The sequence below is a fragment of the Palleronia aestuarii genome (assembly GCF_003253995.1).
GTDB lineage: Bacteria > Pseudomonadota > Alphaproteobacteria > Rhodobacterales > Rhodobacteraceae > Palleronia > Palleronia aestuarii.
In genome coordinates, this window is record NZ_QKZL01000028.1 from 1 (window position 1) to 17,066 (window position 17,066).

Genomic DNA, 17,066 nt, shown 5'->3' on the forward strand with positions numbered 1-17,066 from the left:
GGTAATCTCCGACATGACCGCCTCCCAAAATGGATTGTTGCGATCCCACCCTGGCACGTCGATGCCGTCGGGGGGCGGTTACAGCATCAAGGCCGACCGACCTGCGGGACGACCCGGACTTCGCACCGTTCCGGGCCCTCATGCGCGACAGGCTCCTCGCGACCTGCCCAATGGCAGCCGGCGATGACGTGCTCGGCGAACGGCTCGAGGCCCGGCGGCTTCATTCCCTGCGATCCGCCGCCCGCGAGATCGGCGTCGGATCGAAGATCCTCGAGCAGTTCCTTGTGCGGCATGGCGCGATCGCGCCGGATGACGACCGGCCCGATACCCGGAAGACGTTCGACGCCGCGGCCTACGCCGATCTGCTGGCCGAGATCCCGACGCTCGTCGGGCCGAAGGAGATGCGCCGCGCCATCGGCGCAACACTGCCGCAGTTCCGGGCCCTCGTCGACGCCGGCCTTCTCGTGCCACGCATCGACATTTCGACGGTCAGGTTCCCGTGGCGACTGTCGGACGGAACCCATCTCCTCGACCTCTTGCTCGCCGATGCAACCCGGATCGATCCGGCCGATCGAGACTGGGAGCATATCAACCGCGCGCCGAACCGAACTGGCGTCGATCTGCGAAGGATCGTCGAGGCGATCGAGGAGAAGCGATTGCGGGTCGGGCATCGACCCGATCTTGCAAGGTATGCCGGTATCTTCGTTTGCAGGAACGACGTCGACACCCTGAAGGACCATCGGTCTCTGCGACAAAGACCGGCGTTCCCAAGCGCGGGCGAGTTCGGCCGATCGATCGGATTGCGGAACCGGGCTGATTTCCAGAGGCTCGTGGATGATGGCCATACATCGGGCACGCCGCTCCCGAACCCGAGGACGCACCGCGTACATGTCTATATCACGAAGGAAGACGCCGCGGCATTCCATGCGAAGTTCATGACGATCTCCACGATCATCCGCGAAACCGGTCTGCACCGGAACTCCGTGAGGTCCTTGATCAAGGAACGCGGCGTCGAGCGTTTCCGACCCGCCGGCGAGGATTACGGTCCGATCTATCTCCGGGCAGATGTCGAACGGGCGCTATCGCTGCGACTTTGAGGGAATATAGGCGGTAAGATGCCCGCCGGGAACCGCAGGTCCGCACGGTCGAACGCGGCGAGATAAGCGTCAGGTCCATCGCACTCAAATCCGTTTTTTGTCGTAAAGACGGAGAACCGTTGTCGGACGTCAACTGGCGGATCGCTGGCAGGGGTTGGGGGACTCGAACCCACGACCCTCGGTTTTGGAGACCGATGCTCTACCAACTGAGCTAAACCCCTAGGCCGCTCGCTGGGTATGACAGCCGGAGGTGGCGGTCAAGGGGCTTGGCCGGAGCGGAACATCCACGGGGACTTCGCGTTCTGAAGAGCAAGACTGGAATAAACCCGATCGGAGGATGCCAATGGCAATGAATTCCCTCAAGGACGTCTATCTCGACCAGCTTCAGGACATCTACAGCGCGAACCGCCAGAGTCTCGACGCGACCACGAAGCTCGGCCGCGTGGCGAGCGACAAGGAACTGAGCGAGGCGCTGATCGCCGGCCAGAACGGCATCAGCGAGGGGATGGAGAAGATCGCGAAGCTCTGCAGCGACCACGGCATCGAGCCCACCGAGGAGTTCTGCAAGGGGATGGAGGGTCTCGTGAAGGAGGTCCATGCCCACGCCCTCGACGAGGAATTCGGCAGCGACGACGTGCGCGACGCGATGATCATCACGCAATACCAGCGGATGGTGCATTACGCGCTCGCCGGATACGGCTGCCTCGCGGCCTTCGCCAACCGCCTCGACCTCGACGGCGACGCGGCGGTGCTGCAGGAATGCCTCGACGCCACCGCGGATGGCGACCGCCACATGACGGCCATCGCGACCAAAAAGGTCAACGCCGCCGCCGTCTGATCCCGCTTCCCTGCCGATCCCGCCTCTCCCCCGCGCCCGTCGCGGGGGATTTTTTTTGCCGCGCCCGGGCGGTCACACCATGCGGATCACGTTCTTGTCGATGGCGAGGATATAGCCGCGCCGCGCGATCGTCTTGACCAGAAGCTCGCTCACCATCTGATTGCCGAGCGCGTCGCGTAGACGTTTGATCCGCGTGGCGCCCGCCGCCTCGTCGCAATCGGCGGCCGCACGGCCCGAAACCATCGCCTCGATCTCCGCCCCCGTCAGCACGTCCTCGTCCATCCGCGCCTCGGCGAGCACGCTCAGCGTCTCGATCGCGGCCTCGGTGAGCGCGAAGCCCATGTTGTTGAGATAGACCGTGCGCTCCTCCCGGCTGATCATCAGGGAGGAGACCTGGATGCCCGCGCGCTCGATCTCGCCCATGCGGCGGCTGAGCGCGACGATGGTCACGAGGAAGACGAGCGCCGCCACGAGGAGCGCGGTGGCGAAGACCAGGAGCACGAGGATCATCACCCGGTAGCTCGCCAGGACCTCCGAGAAGGACGTGCCCGATTGCGCGAGGATCTCCAACAGGCGGATCGAGTCGATGGAGGTCAGCCCCGCATTCTCCGCGAAAAGCTGCTCCACCCGCGCGTTGAAGGCGTTGGCGTCGGGCAGGCTCACGATCAGTGCCGCCACCGCGACGAGCAGGACGGCGACGATGGCGGCGATCCCCAAGGCGGCGATCCGGCCGATGTTGCGGCTACTTTCAGTAACGGAGGTAATACGCGCCAGCATCGGCCTGTCTCTGTTTCGCGCCGTTCTCGTCGAATGTGCCGAGAACCGCGAGAAGTTGCCAGCCATCGCCCCCGATCCTTCGGGCGATTGCCGCCTGCGGGTTGGCACATTCGGCGTCGTTCAGCCGAATGACGCCGTATTGCAATTCGAGCGGGTCATCGCCTCGGCTAGCCTTGTAATCGGCATAGCATTCCGCGCTCGCCGCACCGGACAGGGCGAACAGGAGGATCAGGGCGAGGGGCAGTGCTCTCGGGATCACGTGACACGGTCCATGCGGTAAAACGCCCTTACGATTGAGGCCCGACAGGGCCTGACAAGCGATGACGACGCCCCCGAAGTGCCCCGTCATCCGATAACATCGCGTCGATATTGCACGGCTTTCCCGTTCGCGGCCAGAGAGAGTGCGGGATGTGGTCGCGCAAGTCGCACCACGCGTCAGGAAACGCGGCCCGATCGGGTCCGTCGTCGCAGGACCGCGCATCTGCATGATGCGGCCTGTGGCAGCGGTCCTCCGGGTCAGGACACCGATGGAGGTGCAGCGCCGACACGAGCGCGGCCCCGTCGCTCCGGTTCACTGGCCATATTCCGCACATCTCGGCCCGGTGAGCCGGATCGGGGCAGGGTCAAAGCACCCTGCCCCATCTTCCCCGCTTGCGAACCACCGCCCCGATGCGCCATTCCCCGCCCATGCCCGATCTCCACCACGAAAGACGCCTGCGCGCGGACGGATACCGATATGTCGCGGGGATCGACGAGGTCGGTCGCGGCCCCCTCGCCGGACCCGTGGTCGCCGCCGCGGTGATCCTCGGCGAGACGGCGCTGCCTCCCGGCGTCGCGGACAGCAAGACGCTCCGTCCCCTCATGCGCGAGGCCCTCGCCGCGGAGCTGGAAAGCGCGGCGCAGGTTGGCATCGGATCGGCGAGCGTCGAGGAGATCGACGCGATCAATATCCTCCAGGCGACCTTCCTCGCCATGCGCCGCGCGGTGGAGGCGCTGCCGATCCGCCCCGATTATGTGCTGGTCGACGGCAACCGGCTCCCCGGCGATCTGCCCTGCCCCGGCACGCCGCTGGTCCGGGGCGACGCGCTCAGCCTCTCCATTGCCGCGGCCTCGATCGTGGCAAAGGTGGCGCGGGATCGCGTCATGGTGGATTTGGCGCAACATCACCCCGGCTACGGCTGGGAGCGGAACATGGGATACGGGACCAAAGAGCATCTGGTGGGGCTTAAAAGCCACGGTATCACCCCTCACCATAGACGTTCGTTCCGCCCAATCCACAATATCTTGTATCAAGCAGAAACGTCGACGCGCTGATCGCAAAAAGATTTTGACCGTCCCTCCCCCCTCGCTCATCTTCGGGTTAACGAATGACCGGCCCGGAGAGGCACGGGGGTAGAGGCAGCATGATGACGAAGACCAGGGCGGCGGCACGGCTGCCTCTGAACGAGATCCTGTGCGGCGACTGCACGGAGATCATGGAGGGGCTGCCGGAAGCGTCGGTCGACCTGATCTTTGCCGATCCTCCCTACAACCTGCAATTGAAAGGCGACCTGCGACGCCCCGACAATTCGCGCGTCGACGCGGTGGACGATGCGTGGGACCGGTTCGCGAGCTTCGAGGCCTACGACACCTTCACCCGTGCCTGGCTCGCGGCCGCCCGCCGCATCTTGAAGCCCGAGGGCGCGATCTGGGTCATCGGCTCCTACCACAACATCTTCCGCGTCGGCGCCGCGCTGCAGGATCAGGGCTTCTGGATCCTCAACGACGTGGTCTGGCGGAAATCGAACCCGATGCCGAACTTCCGCGGCAAGCGGCTCACCAACGCGCACGAGACGATGATCTGGGCGGGCCGCGACCAGGGGGCTAAATACACGTTCAACTACGATGCGCTGAAGGCGCTGAACGACGGGGTGCAGATGCGCTCGGATTGGGTGCTGCCGATCTGCAACGGCCATGAACGGGAGAAGGATGCGGCGGGCGAAAAGGCGCATCCGACGCAGAAGCCGCAATCGCTTCTCCATCGCGTCCTCGTCGGTGCCTCCAATCCCGGCGACGTGGTGCTCGATCCGTTCTTCGGGACCGGCACGACGGGCGCGGTGGCCAAGATGCTCGGCCGCGACTTCATCGGGATCGAGCGCGATCAGGGATATATCGACGTGGCGCGCGCCCGTCTCGACCGGGTGCGGAAGTTCGACCGCACCGCGCTCGAGGTGACGGCGGGCAAGCGGACGGAGCCGCGCGTGCCCTTCGGTCAGCTCGTCGAGCGCGGGATGCTCCGGCCGGGGGAGATGCTGGTCAATGGCCGTGGCCAGCAGGCGAAGGTCCGCGCCGACGGCACGCTCGTCGTCGACGGGCTCAAGGGATCCATCCACCAGGTGGGTGCAGCACTCGACGGGGCGCCGTCCTGCAACGGCTGGACCTACTGGAGTTTCGTGCGCGACGGACAGCGCGTTCCTATCGACCTTCTGAGACAACAGATCCGCGCCGAGCTCGGCTGATACAGGTTGCCGCCGGCACCGTGGCCGGAGGCGCGCCGTCCAAGGCGCGCCCGCCATGGTGCCCACTCGCCCCGCCGGGAGATCCGGCGGGGCTTTTTCGCGTCCGGGGTCGCGCAAACGACGAAGGCCGCCCCGATCGGGACGGCCTTCGCTCACCGCTGCTCGACGGCTTTTAGCCGTTGACGCTGTCCTTCAGCGCCTTCGCGATCGTCATCTTGACGACCTTGTCCGCATCCTTCTTGATCTGCTCGCCGGTGGCGGGGTTGCGCACCATCCGCTCGGGCCGCTCGCGGCAGTAGATCTTGCCGACGCCCGGCAGCGTCACCGCGCCGCCGCCCGACACTTCGTCGGTGATGATCTCCGTCAGCGCGTCGAGCGCCTCGTTCGCGGCCTTCTTGTCGCTGTCGAGCTTCTCCGCCAAAGCCGCCACGAGCTGGGTCTTCGTCATCGGTTTCGTCGCCATTTGGTTGTCTCCTCGATAGTCCGCCTGTGCGGCCCTTTTGATGAATAAGCGTTATCTATGGGGGCAACACAACGCTTGGTGGCTGAAAGATCAAGCAAAACTAATGGTGGGATACCTGATTTCAGGTGATTTTCTTCAAATAATTCCAGATCGGACCGGATCGGCCCCGTGCATCGGCGGATTTCGGCGTGATCCGGCTGACGTTCGAGGCTCGGAAGGGCCGTTCGATCAAAGAAACGCCGTTTCCTCGAACGAACGCAACTTTCGCGAGTGTATCCGTTCAAGCGGCATTTCCCGGATCGCCTCCATCGCGCGGATGCCGATAAGCAGATGCCGCGCGACTTGAGTGCGGTAGAAATCCGACGCCATGCCCGGCAGCTTCAGCTCCCCGTGCAGCGGCTTGTCGGACACGCAGAGGAGCGTGCCGTAGGGCACGCGGAAGCGGAAGCCGTTCGCCGCGATCGTCGCACTCTCCATGTCGAGGGCGATGGCGCGCGATTGCGAGAGCCGCTGCACCGGGCCGGACTGGTCGCGCAGCTCCCAGTTGCGGTTGTCGATCGTGGCGACCGTGCCCGTGCGCATGATCCGCTTCAGCTCGTAGCCCTCGAGCTCGGTCACCTGCTCCACCGCATCCTCGAGCGCGACCTGCACCTCGGCGAGCGCCGGGATCGGCACCCAGACGGGCAGGTCGTCGTCGAGCACGTGGTCCTCGCGAAGATAGGCATGTGCGAGGACGAAATCGCCCAGCCGCTGGGAGTTCCTGAGACCCGCGCAATGGCCCACCATCAGCCAGGCATGGGGCCTGAGCACGGCGATATGGTCGGTCGCGGTCTTCGCGTTCGAGGGGCCGACGCCGATATTGACCAGCGTGATCCCCTGCCCGTCGGGCGCCGTGAGATGATAGGACGGCATCTGCGGCATCTTCTCCGGGGCGGGAAGCGGCGCCTGCCCATCCTCGATCCGCGCGTTGCCCGGCCCGACGAAGCCCGTATAGCGGCTCTCGGGATCGTCCAGCACCATCCGGGCATAGAGCTCGAACTCTTCCACGTAAAACTGGTAGTTGGTGAAGAGGACGTGGTTCTGGAAATGCTCGGGATCGGTCGCGGTGTAATGCGCAAGGCGGGCGAGCGAATAGTCGATCCGCTGCGCGGTGAAGGGCGCGAGCGGCGCGGAGCCGTCGGCGTGACGGAAGCCGCGGCCGTTGACGATGTCGTCATGCGTCGTCGAGAGGTCGGGCACGTCGAACACGTCGCGCAGCGCGAAATCCATCACCCCGTCCTGCGGCACGGCGACGCCGCCCTGGCCCGATACGGCGAAATGCACCGGCATCGGCGTGCTGGACGTGCCGATGATCATCGGTACGCCCTGCGTCTCGATCAGGAGCTTCATCTGTTGGTGGAGGTAATTGGCGAAGAGATCGGGCCGCGTGATCGTCGTGGAATAGGTCCCCGGCTCGACCACGTGGCCGAAGCTGAGCCGGCTGTCGGCGCTGACATAGCTCGTCGTGGTAAGACGGATCTCCGGATAGAAGGCGCGGAACCGGGCCTCCGGGCGCCCGCCCGAAAGAGCGCCGGCGAAATGCTCGCATAGGAACGCGGTCGCGATGTCGTAGATTTCGCGCAACCGGCGGACTGCGGCGGCCGGATCGGTGAAGGCCTCCGGATCGGGGACCGGCGGCGAGATGACGGGGAGCGAGTCCTGGGCGCGCATGGCAACTCCTTGGGGAGGTACCGCGGCTCTAGCGAAATTGCCGCAGGCCGACAAGACGGACGGCCGGAACCCACCCCCTCACGGAACGTTCCGCGGGCATCATGCAGGACGTACCGAACCTCGTCTATTTTCCCGATACGCGCCCGGGGATCAGCCGCAGACGCGCGGGGCGAGGATTCAGCTATCGCGCCCCCGACGGCACGCGGATCGAGAACCGGCGCGAACGCGCGCGGCTCGACGCCCTCGCCGTGCCGCCCGCCTACGAGCAGGTCTGGATCTGCCCCGAGGCGGATGGCCATCTCCAGGCGACGGGCCGCGATGCCCGGTCGCGCAAGCAATACCGCTACCACGAAGCCTGGACCGCGTTCCGCGCGCAGAAGAAATACGGCGATCTTGCCCGGTTCGGCGCCGCGCTTCCGCGCATCCGGCGCCGCATCAGCGAGGATCTGGGCGGGGAAGCAGGCGAGCGCCGGGTCGCGACCGCGGCCGTTCTCGCGATGATCGACCGGCTTTCGCTTCGGGTGGGCAATCGCGACTACGCGGCGGAGAACGGCACCTATGGCGCCACCACGCTGCGGCCGCGCCACGTGGCGCTGACCCCCGACGCATTGACGCTCAACTATCGCGGCAAGGGCGGCCTGCGCATCAAGCGTCACCTGAAGGATCGACGGCTCGCGCAGGTGCTCCATCAACTCGACGATCTGCCGGGCGCCACGCTCGTCACCTGGCTCGACGACGACGGCAAGGCGCACGAGGTCACCTCGGCGGAGGTGAACGAGTTCCTCGCGGAGATCAGCGGGCAGGACGGGTTCACCGCCAAGACCTTCCGCACGTGGAACGGAAGCGCCGCCGCCATGGAAGCCGCGCTCGAGGAGGAAAGCCTGACGATCAAGCGGATGGCCGATGCGGCCGCCGCACGGCTCGGCAATACGCCCGCGATCGCGCGGAACAGCTACATCCATCCCGAGGTCATCGCGCTTGCGGACTGGGAGGCGGAGGCGCGGCGCGACCTCGCGGCCGCCGGGTCGACGCGACGGGGATTGCGACGCGCGGAGCGCGCCCTTCTCCACCTTCTCGATCCCGAGGCCTGAAACGAACGTTGCCTCCGCGCATCATGACGCAGGCGAGCCATCACGCGGGGGCCTTGCCAAGGCCGGGCGGTCGCGTCAACTCTCGCGCCATGTCCACCGCCGCCACCTCCGACGACGACCTCCACCGCTTCGTCGAGGCGCAGGAGGGTGCGTACGAGACGGCGCGCGCCGAGATCGAGCGGGGACGCAAGGTCTCGCACTGGATGTGGTTCGTCTTTCCGCAGCTTCGCGGGCTCGGGCGGTCGGCGATGGCGCATCGATACGGGATCGTCGATCTCGACGAAGCGGAGCGTTACCTCTCCCATCCGGTGCTGGGCCCGCGCCTCATCGAGATGTGCGAGCTGACGCTGGACCATCGCGATCTCTCCGCCGAGGCGATCTTCGGCGCGATCGACGCGATGAAGCTCAGAAGCTCCGCCACGCTCTTCGCCGCCCTGCCCGCCGCGCCCCTGGTCTTCGCCCGCCTCCTCGACGCGTTCTTCGATGCGCCCTGCCCGGAGACGACGGCGCGGATCGCGGCATGAGACTTCTCTCGTTCGGCCATGGCTATTCGGCGCGCGCCCTGGCGCGACAACTCCTGCCCGCCGGGTGGGAGATCACCGGGACCACGCGGCGTGCCGAGAAGGCGGAGGAGATACGATCCGAGGGCGTGACCCCGCTTCTCTGGCCGGGCACCGATCCGGCGCCGGAGATCGTGCGGGCCACGCATATCCTCGTCTCCGCCGCACCGGACGAGGCGGGCGATCCGGTTCTCGGCGCGTGCCGCGACGCGCTCTCGTCGGCCGCGCCGCATCTCGACTGGGTGGGATATCTTTCGACGACCGGCGTCTACGGCGATCACGGCGGCGGCTGGATCGACGAGGAGACGCCGCTCGCCCCCTCCACGCGCCGCGGCGAACAGCGCGTGGCGGCGGAAGCGGCGTGGCGGGCGCTCGCGGCGGAAAGCGGCCTGCCGCTCCATATCTTCCGCCTCGCAGGGATCTACGGTCCCGGACGCGGCCCCTTCGCCAAGGTGCGAAACGGGACCGCGCGGCGCATCGTGAAACCCGGCCAGGTTTTCAGCCGCATCCATGTCGACGACATCGCGCGGGTCCTCGTGGCCTCCATCGCCCGGCCACGCCCCGGCGCAGTCTACAACGTCTGCGACGACGACCCGGCACCACCGCAGGACGTCATCGCCCACGCGGCCGACCTCCTCGGCGTCGCGCGCCCGCCGGAGGTCGCCTTCGAGGACGCGGAGATGTCCCCGATGGCGCGAAGCTTCTACGCCGAATCGAAGCGCGTGCGGAACGACCGCCTGCACGCGGAACTCGGCGTGACGCTCGAATACCCCACCTATCGCGACGGGCTCGCGGCACTGCTGCGCGCCGAGACCGGCGCGCATCCCCCCACCGAAGGCTGATCGGATCAGACCCGCATGGCAAACGACAAGCAGAAATCCCGCCCGCAATCCGGCCCCTCCGCGATGTTCGTCGTCGTGGGCCTGGGGAATTTCGGGACCACCGTCGCGCTCGAACTCAAGCGTTTCGGCAACCACGTCATCGGCATCGACCAGGACGAGCGCCGCGTCTCCGACCTTGCGGAGGAACTCGACCAGGCCATGATCCTCGACGCGCGCGACGAGGAGGCGCTTCGCGAGGCCGGGATCCAGGAATGCGCGACGGGCCTCGTCGCGATGGGCGAGAACCTCGAGGCGAGCGTGCTCTCGGCGATGAACCTGCGCCTCGTCGGTGTCGACAAAGTCTGGGCGAAGGCCACGTCGCGCACTCATCACCGCATTCTGTCTCGGCTCGGCGTCGACCGTGTGATCCACCCCGAGGTCGATGTCGGGCGGCAGATCGCGCAGGCGCTGCACAATCCGCTCGTGCGCGACTACGTGAGCCTCGGCAACGGCTATCACGTCGTCAACATGCGCGTGCCCGAGGCGCTGACGTCGAAGCGGATCAGCGCGCTCAAGTTGGAGAAGTACGACCTGCGCTGCGTGGGCGTGATGCGCGGCACCAAGTTCGTCGGCGATGCGAGTGCGGATTGCGAGTTGCAGGCCGATGACCTGCTCCTGGTGCTCGGGCGCCGCAGCGACCTGCGGTCCTTCGCGTCGAGCCTCTGATGGCCTTTCTGGACTGGCTCAAGCGGCTGCCGCCCCCCGGCATGCTGGCGGCGATGTACTTCATCTTCATCGCGCTGGGCGGGCTCGTGCTGAAACTACCATTCGCCAATACCGGCGACGTGGGCTGGGGCGACGCCTTCTTCACGGCGACCTCCGCCGTTACCGTGACGGGGCTCGTCGTCGTCGATACGGGCACTGCCTTCACCCTCTTCGGGCAGGGCGTGCTCATGGTCCTCATGCAGCTCGGCGGGCTCGGGCTCATGACCTTCGCGGTCCTGCTCCTCTCCGCGCTCGGGATCACGGTCGGCATGCCGCAGCGGATGATCCTGCGCGAGGATCTCAACCAGACCTCGCTTGGCAACCTCACCACGCTCACCCGCATCGTGTTCGGCGTGGCGCTCGTGGCCGAGATCATCGGCGGGACGCTCCTCTCTTTCGTCTTCGTGCCCGACCTCGGATGGGGCGCGGGGCTCTGGAGCGCGGCCTTCCACTCCGTCTCCGCCTTCAACAACGCGGGCTTCGCCCTCTATCCCGACAGCCTCTCGACCTGGGTGGACCACCCGATCGTCACCATCGTCGTGCCGCTTCTCTTCATCATCGGCGGGCTCGGGTTCGTGGTGCTCGCCGACATCTTCGCCAAGCGCTGCTGGCGGCGCCTGAGCCTGCATTCGAAGCTGATGATATCGGGCACGATCGTCCTCATCCTCGTCGCCTGGGTGATGTTCGCGCTCCTCGAATGGAGCAACCCGCGCACGCTCGGCAGCCTCGAGGGGATCGGCGCGAAGCTGCAGGCGAGCTTCTTCCAGGCGGTGACGCCGCGCACCGCGGGCTTCAACACGCTCGACACGGCCGGGATGCACGACGCGACGGCGCTCATGACGATCGCGCTCATGGTGATCGGCGGCGGCTCGACCTCCACGGCGGGCGGGATCAAGGTGACGACGGCGATCGTCCTCATCCTCGGCACCATCGCCTTCTTCCGCCGCTCACAGAACCTCAACGCCTTCGGGCGCCGGATCGGAACGAGCGAGATGCAGAAGGTCCTGGCACTCGCCACGCTGAGCACGGCGGTCATCTTCATCGGCATCTTCCTCCTGACGCTGAACAACGACACCTATTTCCTCTCGATGGTTTTCGAGGCGGCGTCGGCCTTCGGCACGGTCGGGCTCTCGATGGGGGCGACCGGGACGCTCGACGGCATGGGCCGTGTCGTCATCATGATCATCATGTTCGTGGGCCGGGTCGGTCCGCTCGCGCTCGGGTTCTTCCTCGCCACGCAATCGGCGCCCCGCGTCCGCTACCCTCCCGGCCAGATCTACCTGGGCTGACGCGCCGGCATCGGGATTTTCAATCCGCACTGAACCTCACGTTGCCGTGTGCGTTGCGTGATGATCAGACATGGCGGTGAGGGCTTTCCGATGACCGAGGCGAACGGGACGGCGGACGGGGACAACGCGGAGTCACAGGACGGCAGCAAGAAGACGGTCTTCGCCGCGATGTTCGCCAATCTCGCGATCGCGGTGACGAAACTCGTGGCGGCGCTGTTCACCGGCTCCTCGTCGATGCTGGCCGAAGGCATCCACTCCATCATCGACACGATGAACCAGGTCTTCCTGCTCATCGGGATCAATCGCTCCAAGCGGCCACCCGACGAGAAACATCCCTTCGGCTATGGGTCCGAAGTCTATTTCTGGTCGTTCCTCGTGGCGATCTTCCTCTTTGCGCTCGGCGCGGGCTTTTCCATCCTCGAAGGCATCTACAAGCTCTTCTCGAGCGAAGGCGGGGTGGAATCCCCCCTCATTGCGCTCGGCGTGCTGTTCCTCGCCTTCTGCTTCGAAGGGTATTCCTGGACCGTGGCCTTCAAGGAGTTCAACGAGCGGCGGCGCGGTCGCGGCATGCTGCGCGATTTCCGGGACATGAAGGATCCGTCGATCTTCGTCGTGCTCTTCGAGGATTCCGCCGCCTGCATCGGCATCCTTATCGCCGCGGCGGGCATCAGCCTCGCCTGGGCCACCGGGATCCATGCCTTCGACGCGATCGGATCAATCCTGATCGGCATCCTTCTCGGCGTGATCGCGGTCCTGCTGGCGATCGAGGTGAAGGGTCTCCTTATCGGCGAATCGGCCGAGCCGGAACTCTACGACGCGGTCCGCGAGCGGATCGCCAGGTACGACGAGATCGACGGGATCAACGAGATCCGCACGCTGCACCTGGGCCCGAACGACATCCTCCTGACGGTCAGCCTCGATTTCGAGGACGACGTTCAGGCGGGCCGGATCGAGGAGATCGTGACCCGCCTCGACGCTGAAATCCGCGATCACCAGAAGAGCATCCGCAAGATCTATGTCGAGGTGCAATCGAAGCGGGGCCACGAGGAGATCCGCGCGAGATCGACCCCCGACAACGGGGAGGCCGAAGCGGAGGCCTGACGCGTCCCGCCGCGGGGCTCAGGCCCGGCGGCCGAGGCTTTCCACCCCCATCACCTCGAGAACCTTCGCCTCGATATCCTCGGCATTGAGGCGGGCCACGGCGTACATGTCCTCGGGGGAGGCCTGGTCGATGAACGTATCGGGCAGCACCATCGAGCGGAAGCGGAGCCCGTGGTCGAACACCCCCTCGTCGGAGAGAAGCTGCGCGACATGGCTGCCGAAGCCGCCCACGCAGCCTTCCTCGATGGTGATGAGCGCCTCGTGCTCGGCCGCCAGCTTCAGGATCAGGTCGTGATCGAGCGGCTTGGCGAAGCGGGCATCGGCGAGCGTCGGGGTCACGCCGCGTGCCGAAAGCGCCTCCGCGGCCTCCGTGACCTCCTTCATCCGCGCGCCGAAATTGAGGATCGCGACCCCCTTTCCCTGCGCCACGATCCGGCCTTTCCCGATCTCGAGGATCTCGCCCCGTTCGGGCAGGTCCACGCCGGTCCCCTCGCCGCGGGGGAAACGGAACGCGATCGGCCCCTCGTCATGGGCCGCGGCGGTCGCGACCATGTGCATGAGCTCCGCCTCGTCGGAGGCCGCCATGACGACGAACCCGGGCAGGTTCGCGAGATAGGCCACGTCGAAGGCGCCCGCATGGGTCGCGCCGTCCGCACCGACGAGCCCCGCACGGTCGATGGCGAACCTCACCGGGAGCCGCTGCAGCGCCACGTCGTGAACCACCTGGTCGTAGCCGCGTTGCAGAAACGTCGAATAGATCGCCGCGAAGGGCTTCATCCCCCCCGCCGCGAGGCCCGCGGAGAAGGTCACGCCGTGCTGTTCCGCGATCCCCACGTCGAAGCAGCGCGAGGGATAGCGTTCCGCGAAGAGATTGAGGCCGGTCCCGTCGGGCATCGCGGCGGTGACCGCCACGATCCGGTCGTCCCGTGCCGCCTCCGCCAGAAGCCCCTTCGCGAAGACGGAGGTGTAGGAGGGCGCGTTCGGCTTCGACTTCGCCTGCTCGCCCGTCAGGACGTCGAACTTGCCCGTGGCGTGGCCCTTGTCGCGCGCGCTCTCGGCGGGCTTGAAGCCCTTGCCCTTCTTCGTGATCGCATGGATCAGTACCGGCCCCGTCGCCCGCGCGCGCACGGTCCGCAGGATCGGCAAAAGCTGCTCCATGTCGTGCCCGTCGATCGGCCCGAGATAGGAGAATCCCAGCTCCTCGAAAAGCGTACCGCCGACGGCGAGCCCCTTCAGAAGCTCCTTCGCGCGCTTCGCCCCCTCCTGGAAGGGGGGCGGCAGCATCGAGACGGCGCCCTTGGCCGCGGCCTTGAACTCCTGGAACGGCGCGCCCGCATAGAGGCGGGAGAGATAGGAGGACATGGCGCCCGTGGGAGGCGCGATCGACATCTCGTTGTCGTTGAGGATGACGAACATCCGCCGGCCCAGATGGCCCGCATTGTTCATTGCCTCGTAGGCCATGCCCGCCGACATCGCCCCGTCGCCGATCACCGCGATCGCGTCGCCGAGCGAGGGGTCGGGCGATCCGCCGAGGTCGCGCGCAACCGTGAAGCCCAGCGCGGCGGAGATGGAGGTGGAGCTGTGCGCGGCGCCGAACGGGTCGTAGGGGCTTTCCGAGCGCTTGGTGAAGCCCGAAAGCCCGTCCTTCTGGCGCAGCGTGCGGATCCGGTCGCGCCGTCCGGTGAGGATCTTGTGCGGATAGCATTGATGCGACACGTCCCAGATCAACCGGTCGCGTGGCGTGTCGAAGACCGCGTGCAGCGCCACGGTCAGCTCCACGACGCCGAGCCCCGCGCCGAGGTGCCCGCCCGTCTGGCTCACCGCGGAGATCGTCTCCGCACGAAGCTCGTCGGCCACCCGGATCAGGTCCTCGTCGCTCATGGAACGGAGGTCGGCAGGGTTCGAAACCCGGTCGAGAACGGGGGTCTTCGGGCGGTCGGTCATGTCTGATGCTCTCCCAATTCGGCCTTCGTGATACAGAAGGCCGCCGCCCGGCGCAAATCGGCGGACGCGTTTTTCGAAGGGACTAACGGTCGCGTTCGAGCACGAAACGCGCACAATCGCGCAAGGTCTCCGCCCGAGACCCGTAAGGCGAGAGCGCGTCGCATGCCTCTTCCACCAGAGCGTGCGCGCGCCCCCGCGCGTCGTCGACACCCAGGAGCGAGACGAAGGTGGCCTTGCCCGCCGCCGCGTCCTTGCCCGCGCGCTTGCCCATCGCCGCGGCGTCGCCATGCGCGTCGAGAAGGTCGTCGGCGATCTGGAACGCCCGGCCGAGCGCGCGCGCATAGGCGCCGAGCGGCGCGGGATCGGCGCCCGCGAGAACCGCCCCCGCGCGGCCGGACCACTCGATGAGCGCGCCGGTCTTGCCCGCCTGCAACGCCTCCACGGCCGCGAGGTCGAGCGGCGCCACAGCACTTTCGGCCGCGATGTCGAGCGCCTGGCCGAGCACCATGCCCTCCGCCCCCGCCGCCCGCGCAAGACTTGCGACGAGCGCCACGCGCACGCCCGGATCGGGATGGCATTCGGGTGCCGCGAGAAGCTCGAAGGCCAGCGTCTGCAGCGCGTCGCCCGCGAGCACGGCCGTGGCCTCGTCCCATTTCACGTGCACCGTCGGCTGCCCGCGCCGGAGCGCATCGTCGTCCATCGAAGGAAGGTCGTCGTGGACGAGCGAATAGGCATGGAGCGCCTCGATCGCCGCCGCCGCCTCAAGCCCGTCGGGTCCGCCGCAGAGCGCCGCCCCCTCGATCACCAGAAAGCCCCTGAGCCGCTTGCCGCCCGAAAGCGCATGGCGCATCGCGTCATGGACGGGCTCGGCACCCGTCACCGCCCGGTCGAGCCGGGACTGGATGCGCCCGGCATCCTCGCGAAGCCGATCGGCGAAGCTCACTTCGGATCGAGCGGTTGCGTGCCCGCGGGCTGCCCCTGCTCGTCGAGGGTGATCGCCGCGACCTTCTCCTCGGCCTCCGCGAGCTTGTCGGAGCAGCGCTTCTTCAGCTCCGCGCCGCGCTGGTAGAGGCGGATTGACTCGTCGAGCGCCACGTCGCCCGAATCGAGCTGGCCCACGACCCTCTCGAGCTCGGCCATCGCCTGCTCGAAGCTCATCTCGGAGACGGGGGTGTCGCTCATCGGCTGCGTTCCTCAAGGACGTTGACATGCACCGCGACGGACGCGGCAAGGGCCGGCAAATCATACCCGCCCTCGAGAGTCGAGACGATGCGGCCCGCGCAGACCCGGTCCGCCACGTCGCAGATCCGCTCGGTGAGCCAGGCATAATCCGTCTCGCTCCAGCCGAGATTGGCGAGCGGATCGTCGGCATGCGCGTCGAAGCCGGCGGAGACGATGACGAGCTCGGGCGCCCAGTCCTCGAGCCGCGGCAATATCTCCGCCTCGTAGGCCGCGCGCATCTCCGCCCCGCCCGTGCCGGGATCCAGCGGGACGTTGACGATCTGCCCGTGCGCGCCCCGCTCCGACGCGGCCCCGGAGCCGGGATAGAGCGGCATCTGGTGCGACGACGCGAAAAGTGCCCGGCTCTCGTCCCAAAGCAGGTCCTGCGTGCCGTTGCCGTGATGGACGTCGAAATCGACCACCGCCACGCGCGACAGCCCGTGCCGCTCGAGCGCGTGGCGCGCCGCGATCGCCGCGTTGCCGAAGAGGCAGAACCCCATCGCCGTCTCCCGCTCCGCGTGATGCCCGGGCGGACGGCAGCCGACGAAGGCCGCCCGCGCCTCCCCGCCCAGCACCGCATCGACGGCCGCGACGCAACCGCCCACGCCCCTGAGCCCCGCCTCGAGCGAGCCCGGCGCCAGATGCGTGTCCGCGTCGAGCTGTCTCCACCCCTCTTCGGGGATCGCGGACCGGACCTTTTCGAGATAGCGCGCGGGATGGCAGAGCAGCACGTCCTCCTCCGTGCCCCGCGGCGCCTCGCGCCGGTCGAGCCCCGGCACGTCGCGCAGGCCGCGCTCCACCGCGGTGAGCCGCGCGACCTGCTCGGGATGGCCCTGCGGCGTCACGTGGCCGCGCCCCGCCTCGTGCGAATACCAGATCACGCCCATGCCG

Annotated in this window: 18 protein-coding genes and 1 tRNA gene; 10 read left to right on the top strand and 9 right to left on the bottom strand. The window is 67.3% G+C overall.

What is annotated here, in order from left to right:
- The first annotated feature begins 170 nt into the window (after positions 1 to 170).
- Entirely contained in the window at positions 171 to 1,097 is a 927-nt protein-coding gene (locus LX81_RS18620; RefSeq protein ID WP_111538803.1) for a hypothetical protein, read from the top strand.
- Positions 1,098 to 1,242: 145 nt separating this feature from the next.
- On the opposite strand, the gene LX81_RS18625 is transcribed toward LX81_RS18620, so the two are convergent.
- Positions 1,243 to 1,318 (bottom strand) — tRNA-Trp (locus LX81_RS18625).
- 122 nt (positions 1,319 to 1,440) lie between these two features.
- Here LX81_RS18625 and LX81_RS18630 point away from each other — a divergent pair.
- Complete coding sequence (locus tag LX81_RS18630; RefSeq protein ID WP_111538804.1) at positions 1,441 to 1,935, top strand: ferritin-like domain-containing protein; 495 nt, start codon at positions 1,441 to 1,443, stop codon at positions 1,933 to 1,935.
- A gap of 72 nt (positions 1,936 to 2,007) precedes the next feature.
- On the opposite strand, the gene LX81_RS18635 is transcribed toward LX81_RS18630, so the two are convergent.
- Both LX81_RS18635 and LX81_RS18640 read right to left on the bottom strand, forming a co-directional pair.
- Positions 2,008 to 2,712 (bottom strand): winged helix-turn-helix domain-containing protein, encoded by a 705-nt coding sequence (locus tag LX81_RS18635; protein ID WP_111538805.1) that lies wholly within the window; start codon positions 2,710 to 2,712, stop codon positions 2,008 to 2,010.
- Positions 2,684 to 2,971 carry a hypothetical protein gene (locus LX81_RS18640; RefSeq protein ID WP_308418340.1) on the bottom strand — a complete coding sequence of 96 codons (288 nt, stop codon included), beginning with the start codon at positions 2,969 to 2,971 and terminating at the stop codon, positions 2,684 to 2,686. Before LX81_RS18640 ends, LX81_RS18635 begins: the two co-directional genes overlap by 29 nt.
- Positions 2,972 to 3,381: 410 nt before the next feature.
- On the opposite strand from LX81_RS18640, the gene rnhB reads away from it, so the two are divergent.
- On the top strand, positions 3,382 to 4,026 hold the full coding sequence (rnhB, locus tag LX81_RS18645; protein ID WP_373280300.1) for a ribonuclease HII: 645 nt from the start codon (positions 3,382 to 3,384) through the stop codon (positions 4,024 to 4,026).
- Positions 4,027 to 4,118: 92 nt separating this feature from the next.
- A complete protein-coding gene (locus tag LX81_RS18650) occupies positions 4,119 to 5,210 on the top strand; it encodes a site-specific DNA-methyltransferase (protein WP_111538838.1) in 1,092 nt (363 codons plus the stop codon).
- A gap of 172 nt (positions 5,211 to 5,382) precedes the next feature.
- Here the strand turns inward: LX81_RS18650 and LX81_RS18655 are convergent, their stop codons facing one another.
- The gene (locus LX81_RS18655; RefSeq protein ID WP_111538807.1) at positions 5,383 to 5,673 is read right to left on the bottom strand and encodes an HU family DNA-binding protein; all 291 of its coding nucleotides are present in this window, start codon (positions 5,671 to 5,673) and stop codon (positions 5,383 to 5,385) included.
- 228 nt (positions 5,674 to 5,901) lie between these two features.
- Positions 5,902 to 7,383 carry an AMP nucleosidase gene (locus LX81_RS18660; protein ID WP_111538808.1) on the bottom strand — a complete coding sequence of 494 codons (1,482 nt, stop codon included), beginning with the start codon at positions 7,381 to 7,383 and terminating at the stop codon, positions 5,902 to 5,904.
- A gap of 101 nt (positions 7,384 to 7,484) precedes the next feature.
- Between LX81_RS18660 and LX81_RS18665 the strand changes: the two genes are divergently transcribed.
- The 6 genes from LX81_RS18665 (at position 7,485) to LX81_RS18690 (ending at position 13,010) form a co-directional block, all read left to right on the top strand.
- Complete coding sequence (locus LX81_RS18665) at positions 7,485 to 8,474, top strand: DNA topoisomerase IB (RefSeq protein WP_111538809.1); 990 nt, start codon at positions 7,485 to 7,487, stop codon at positions 8,472 to 8,474.
- An 89-nt stretch (positions 8,475 to 8,563) separates the two neighbouring features.
- Complete coding sequence (locus tag LX81_RS18670) at positions 8,564 to 8,998, top strand: DUF1810 domain-containing protein (protein ID WP_111538810.1); 435 nt, start codon at positions 8,564 to 8,566, stop codon at positions 8,996 to 8,998.
- Positions 8,995 to 9,876 (top strand): SDR family oxidoreductase, encoded by an 882-nt coding sequence (locus LX81_RS18675; protein ID WP_111538811.1) that lies wholly within the window; start codon positions 8,995 to 8,997, stop codon positions 9,874 to 9,876. The genes LX81_RS18670 and LX81_RS18675 overlap by 4 nt, the downstream gene beginning before the upstream one ends.
- Positions 9,877 to 9,891: 15 nt before the next feature.
- The gene (locus LX81_RS18680) at positions 9,892 to 10,581 is read left to right on the top strand and encodes a potassium channel family protein (protein WP_111538812.1); all 690 of its coding nucleotides are present in this window, start codon (positions 9,892 to 9,894) and stop codon (positions 10,579 to 10,581) included.
- Entirely contained in the window at positions 10,581 to 11,909 is a 1,329-nt protein-coding gene (locus LX81_RS18685) for a TrkH family potassium uptake protein (protein ID WP_211322825.1), read from the top strand. The genes LX81_RS18680 and LX81_RS18685 overlap by 1 nt, the downstream gene beginning before the upstream one ends.
- A 90-nt stretch (positions 11,910 to 11,999) precedes the next feature.
- Positions 12,000 to 13,010, top strand: coding sequence for a cation diffusion facilitator family transporter (locus LX81_RS18690; protein WP_111538813.1), 1,011 nt, complete (start codon positions 12,000 to 12,002; stop codon positions 13,008 to 13,010).
- Between the two features lie 18 nt (positions 13,011 to 13,028).
- On the opposite strand, the gene dxs is transcribed toward LX81_RS18690, so the two are convergent.
- The 4 genes from dxs to LX81_RS18710 all read right to left on the bottom strand — a co-directional run bounded on the left by dxs (position 13,029) and on the right by LX81_RS18710 (position 17,062).
- Complete coding sequence (dxs, locus tag LX81_RS18695; protein WP_111538814.1) at positions 13,029 to 14,954, bottom strand: 1-deoxy-D-xylulose-5-phosphate synthase; 1,926 nt, start codon at positions 14,952 to 14,954, stop codon at positions 13,029 to 13,031.
- An 82-nt stretch (positions 14,955 to 15,036) separates the two neighbouring features.
- Positions 15,037 to 15,897, bottom strand: a complete 861-nt coding sequence (locus tag LX81_RS18700) for a polyprenyl synthetase family protein (RefSeq protein WP_111538815.1) — start codon at positions 15,895 to 15,897, stop codon at positions 15,037 to 15,039.
- Positions 15,894 to 16,136, bottom strand: a complete 243-nt coding sequence (locus tag LX81_RS18705; protein ID WP_111538816.1) for an exodeoxyribonuclease VII small subunit — start codon at positions 16,134 to 16,136, stop codon at positions 15,894 to 15,896. The genes LX81_RS18700 and LX81_RS18705 overlap by 4 nt, the downstream gene beginning before the upstream one ends.
- Positions 16,133 to 17,062, bottom strand: coding sequence for a histone deacetylase family protein (locus LX81_RS18710; RefSeq protein WP_111538817.1), 930 nt, complete (start codon positions 17,060 to 17,062; stop codon positions 16,133 to 16,135). The genes LX81_RS18705 and LX81_RS18710 overlap by 4 nt, the downstream gene beginning before the upstream one ends.
- Positions 17,063 to 17,066: the final 4 nt, after the last annotated feature.

Bases quoted from the DNA above. Each gene is read 5' to 3' on its own strand.
- LX81_RS18680 (WP_111538812.1), top strand. From the start codon at position 9,892: ATGGCAAACGACAAGCAGAAATCCCGCCCGCAATCCGGCCCCTCCGCG.
- LX81_RS18710 (WP_111538817.1), bottom strand. From the start codon at position 17,062: ATGGGCGTGATCTGGTATTCGCACGAGGCGGGGCGCGGCCACGTGACG.
- LX81_RS18635 (WP_111538805.1), bottom strand. From the start codon at position 2,712: ATGCTGGCGCGTATTACCTCCGTTACTGAAAGTAGCCGCAACATCGGC.
- LX81_RS18685 (WP_211322825.1), top strand. From the start codon at position 10,581: ATGGCCTTTCTGGACTGGCTCAAGCGGCTGCCGCCCCCCGGCATGCTG.
- LX81_RS18690 (WP_111538813.1), top strand. From the start codon at position 12,000: ATGACCGAGGCGAACGGGACGGCGGACGGGGACAACGCGGAGTCACAG.
- LX81_RS18660 (WP_111538808.1), bottom strand. From the start codon at position 7,383: ATGCGCGCCCAGGACTCGCTCCCCGTCATCTCGCCGCCGGTCCCCGAT.
- rnhB (WP_373280300.1), top strand. From the start codon at position 3,382: ATGCGCCATTCCCCGCCCATGCCCGATCTCCACCACGAAAGACGCCTG.
- LX81_RS18630 (WP_111538804.1), top strand. From the start codon at position 1,441: ATGGCAATGAATTCCCTCAAGGACGTCTATCTCGACCAGCTTCAGGAC.
- LX81_RS18675 (WP_111538811.1), top strand. From the start codon at position 8,995: ATGAGACTTCTCTCGTTCGGCCATGGCTATTCGGCGCGCGCCCTGGCG.
- LX81_RS18650 (WP_111538838.1), top strand. From the start codon at position 4,119: ATGACGAAGACCAGGGCGGCGGCACGGCTGCCTCTGAACGAGATCCTG.
- LX81_RS18620 (WP_111538803.1), top strand. From the start codon at position 171: ATGGCAGCCGGCGATGACGTGCTCGGCGAACGGCTCGAGGCCCGGCGG.
- LX81_RS18655 (WP_111538807.1), bottom strand. From the start codon at position 5,673: ATGGCGACGAAACCGATGACGAAGACCCAGCTCGTGGCGGCTTTGGCG.
- LX81_RS18670 (WP_111538810.1), top strand. From the start codon at position 8,564: ATGTCCACCGCCGCCACCTCCGACGACGACCTCCACCGCTTCGTCGAG.
- LX81_RS18665 (WP_111538809.1), top strand. From the start codon at position 7,485: ATGCAGGACGTACCGAACCTCGTCTATTTTCCCGATACGCGCCCGGGG.
- LX81_RS18705 (WP_111538816.1), bottom strand. From the start codon at position 16,136: ATGAGCGACACCCCCGTCTCCGAGATGAGCTTCGAGCAGGCGATGGCC.
- dxs (WP_111538814.1), bottom strand. From the start codon at position 14,954: ATGACCGACCGCCCGAAGACCCCCGTTCTCGACCGGGTTTCGAACCCT.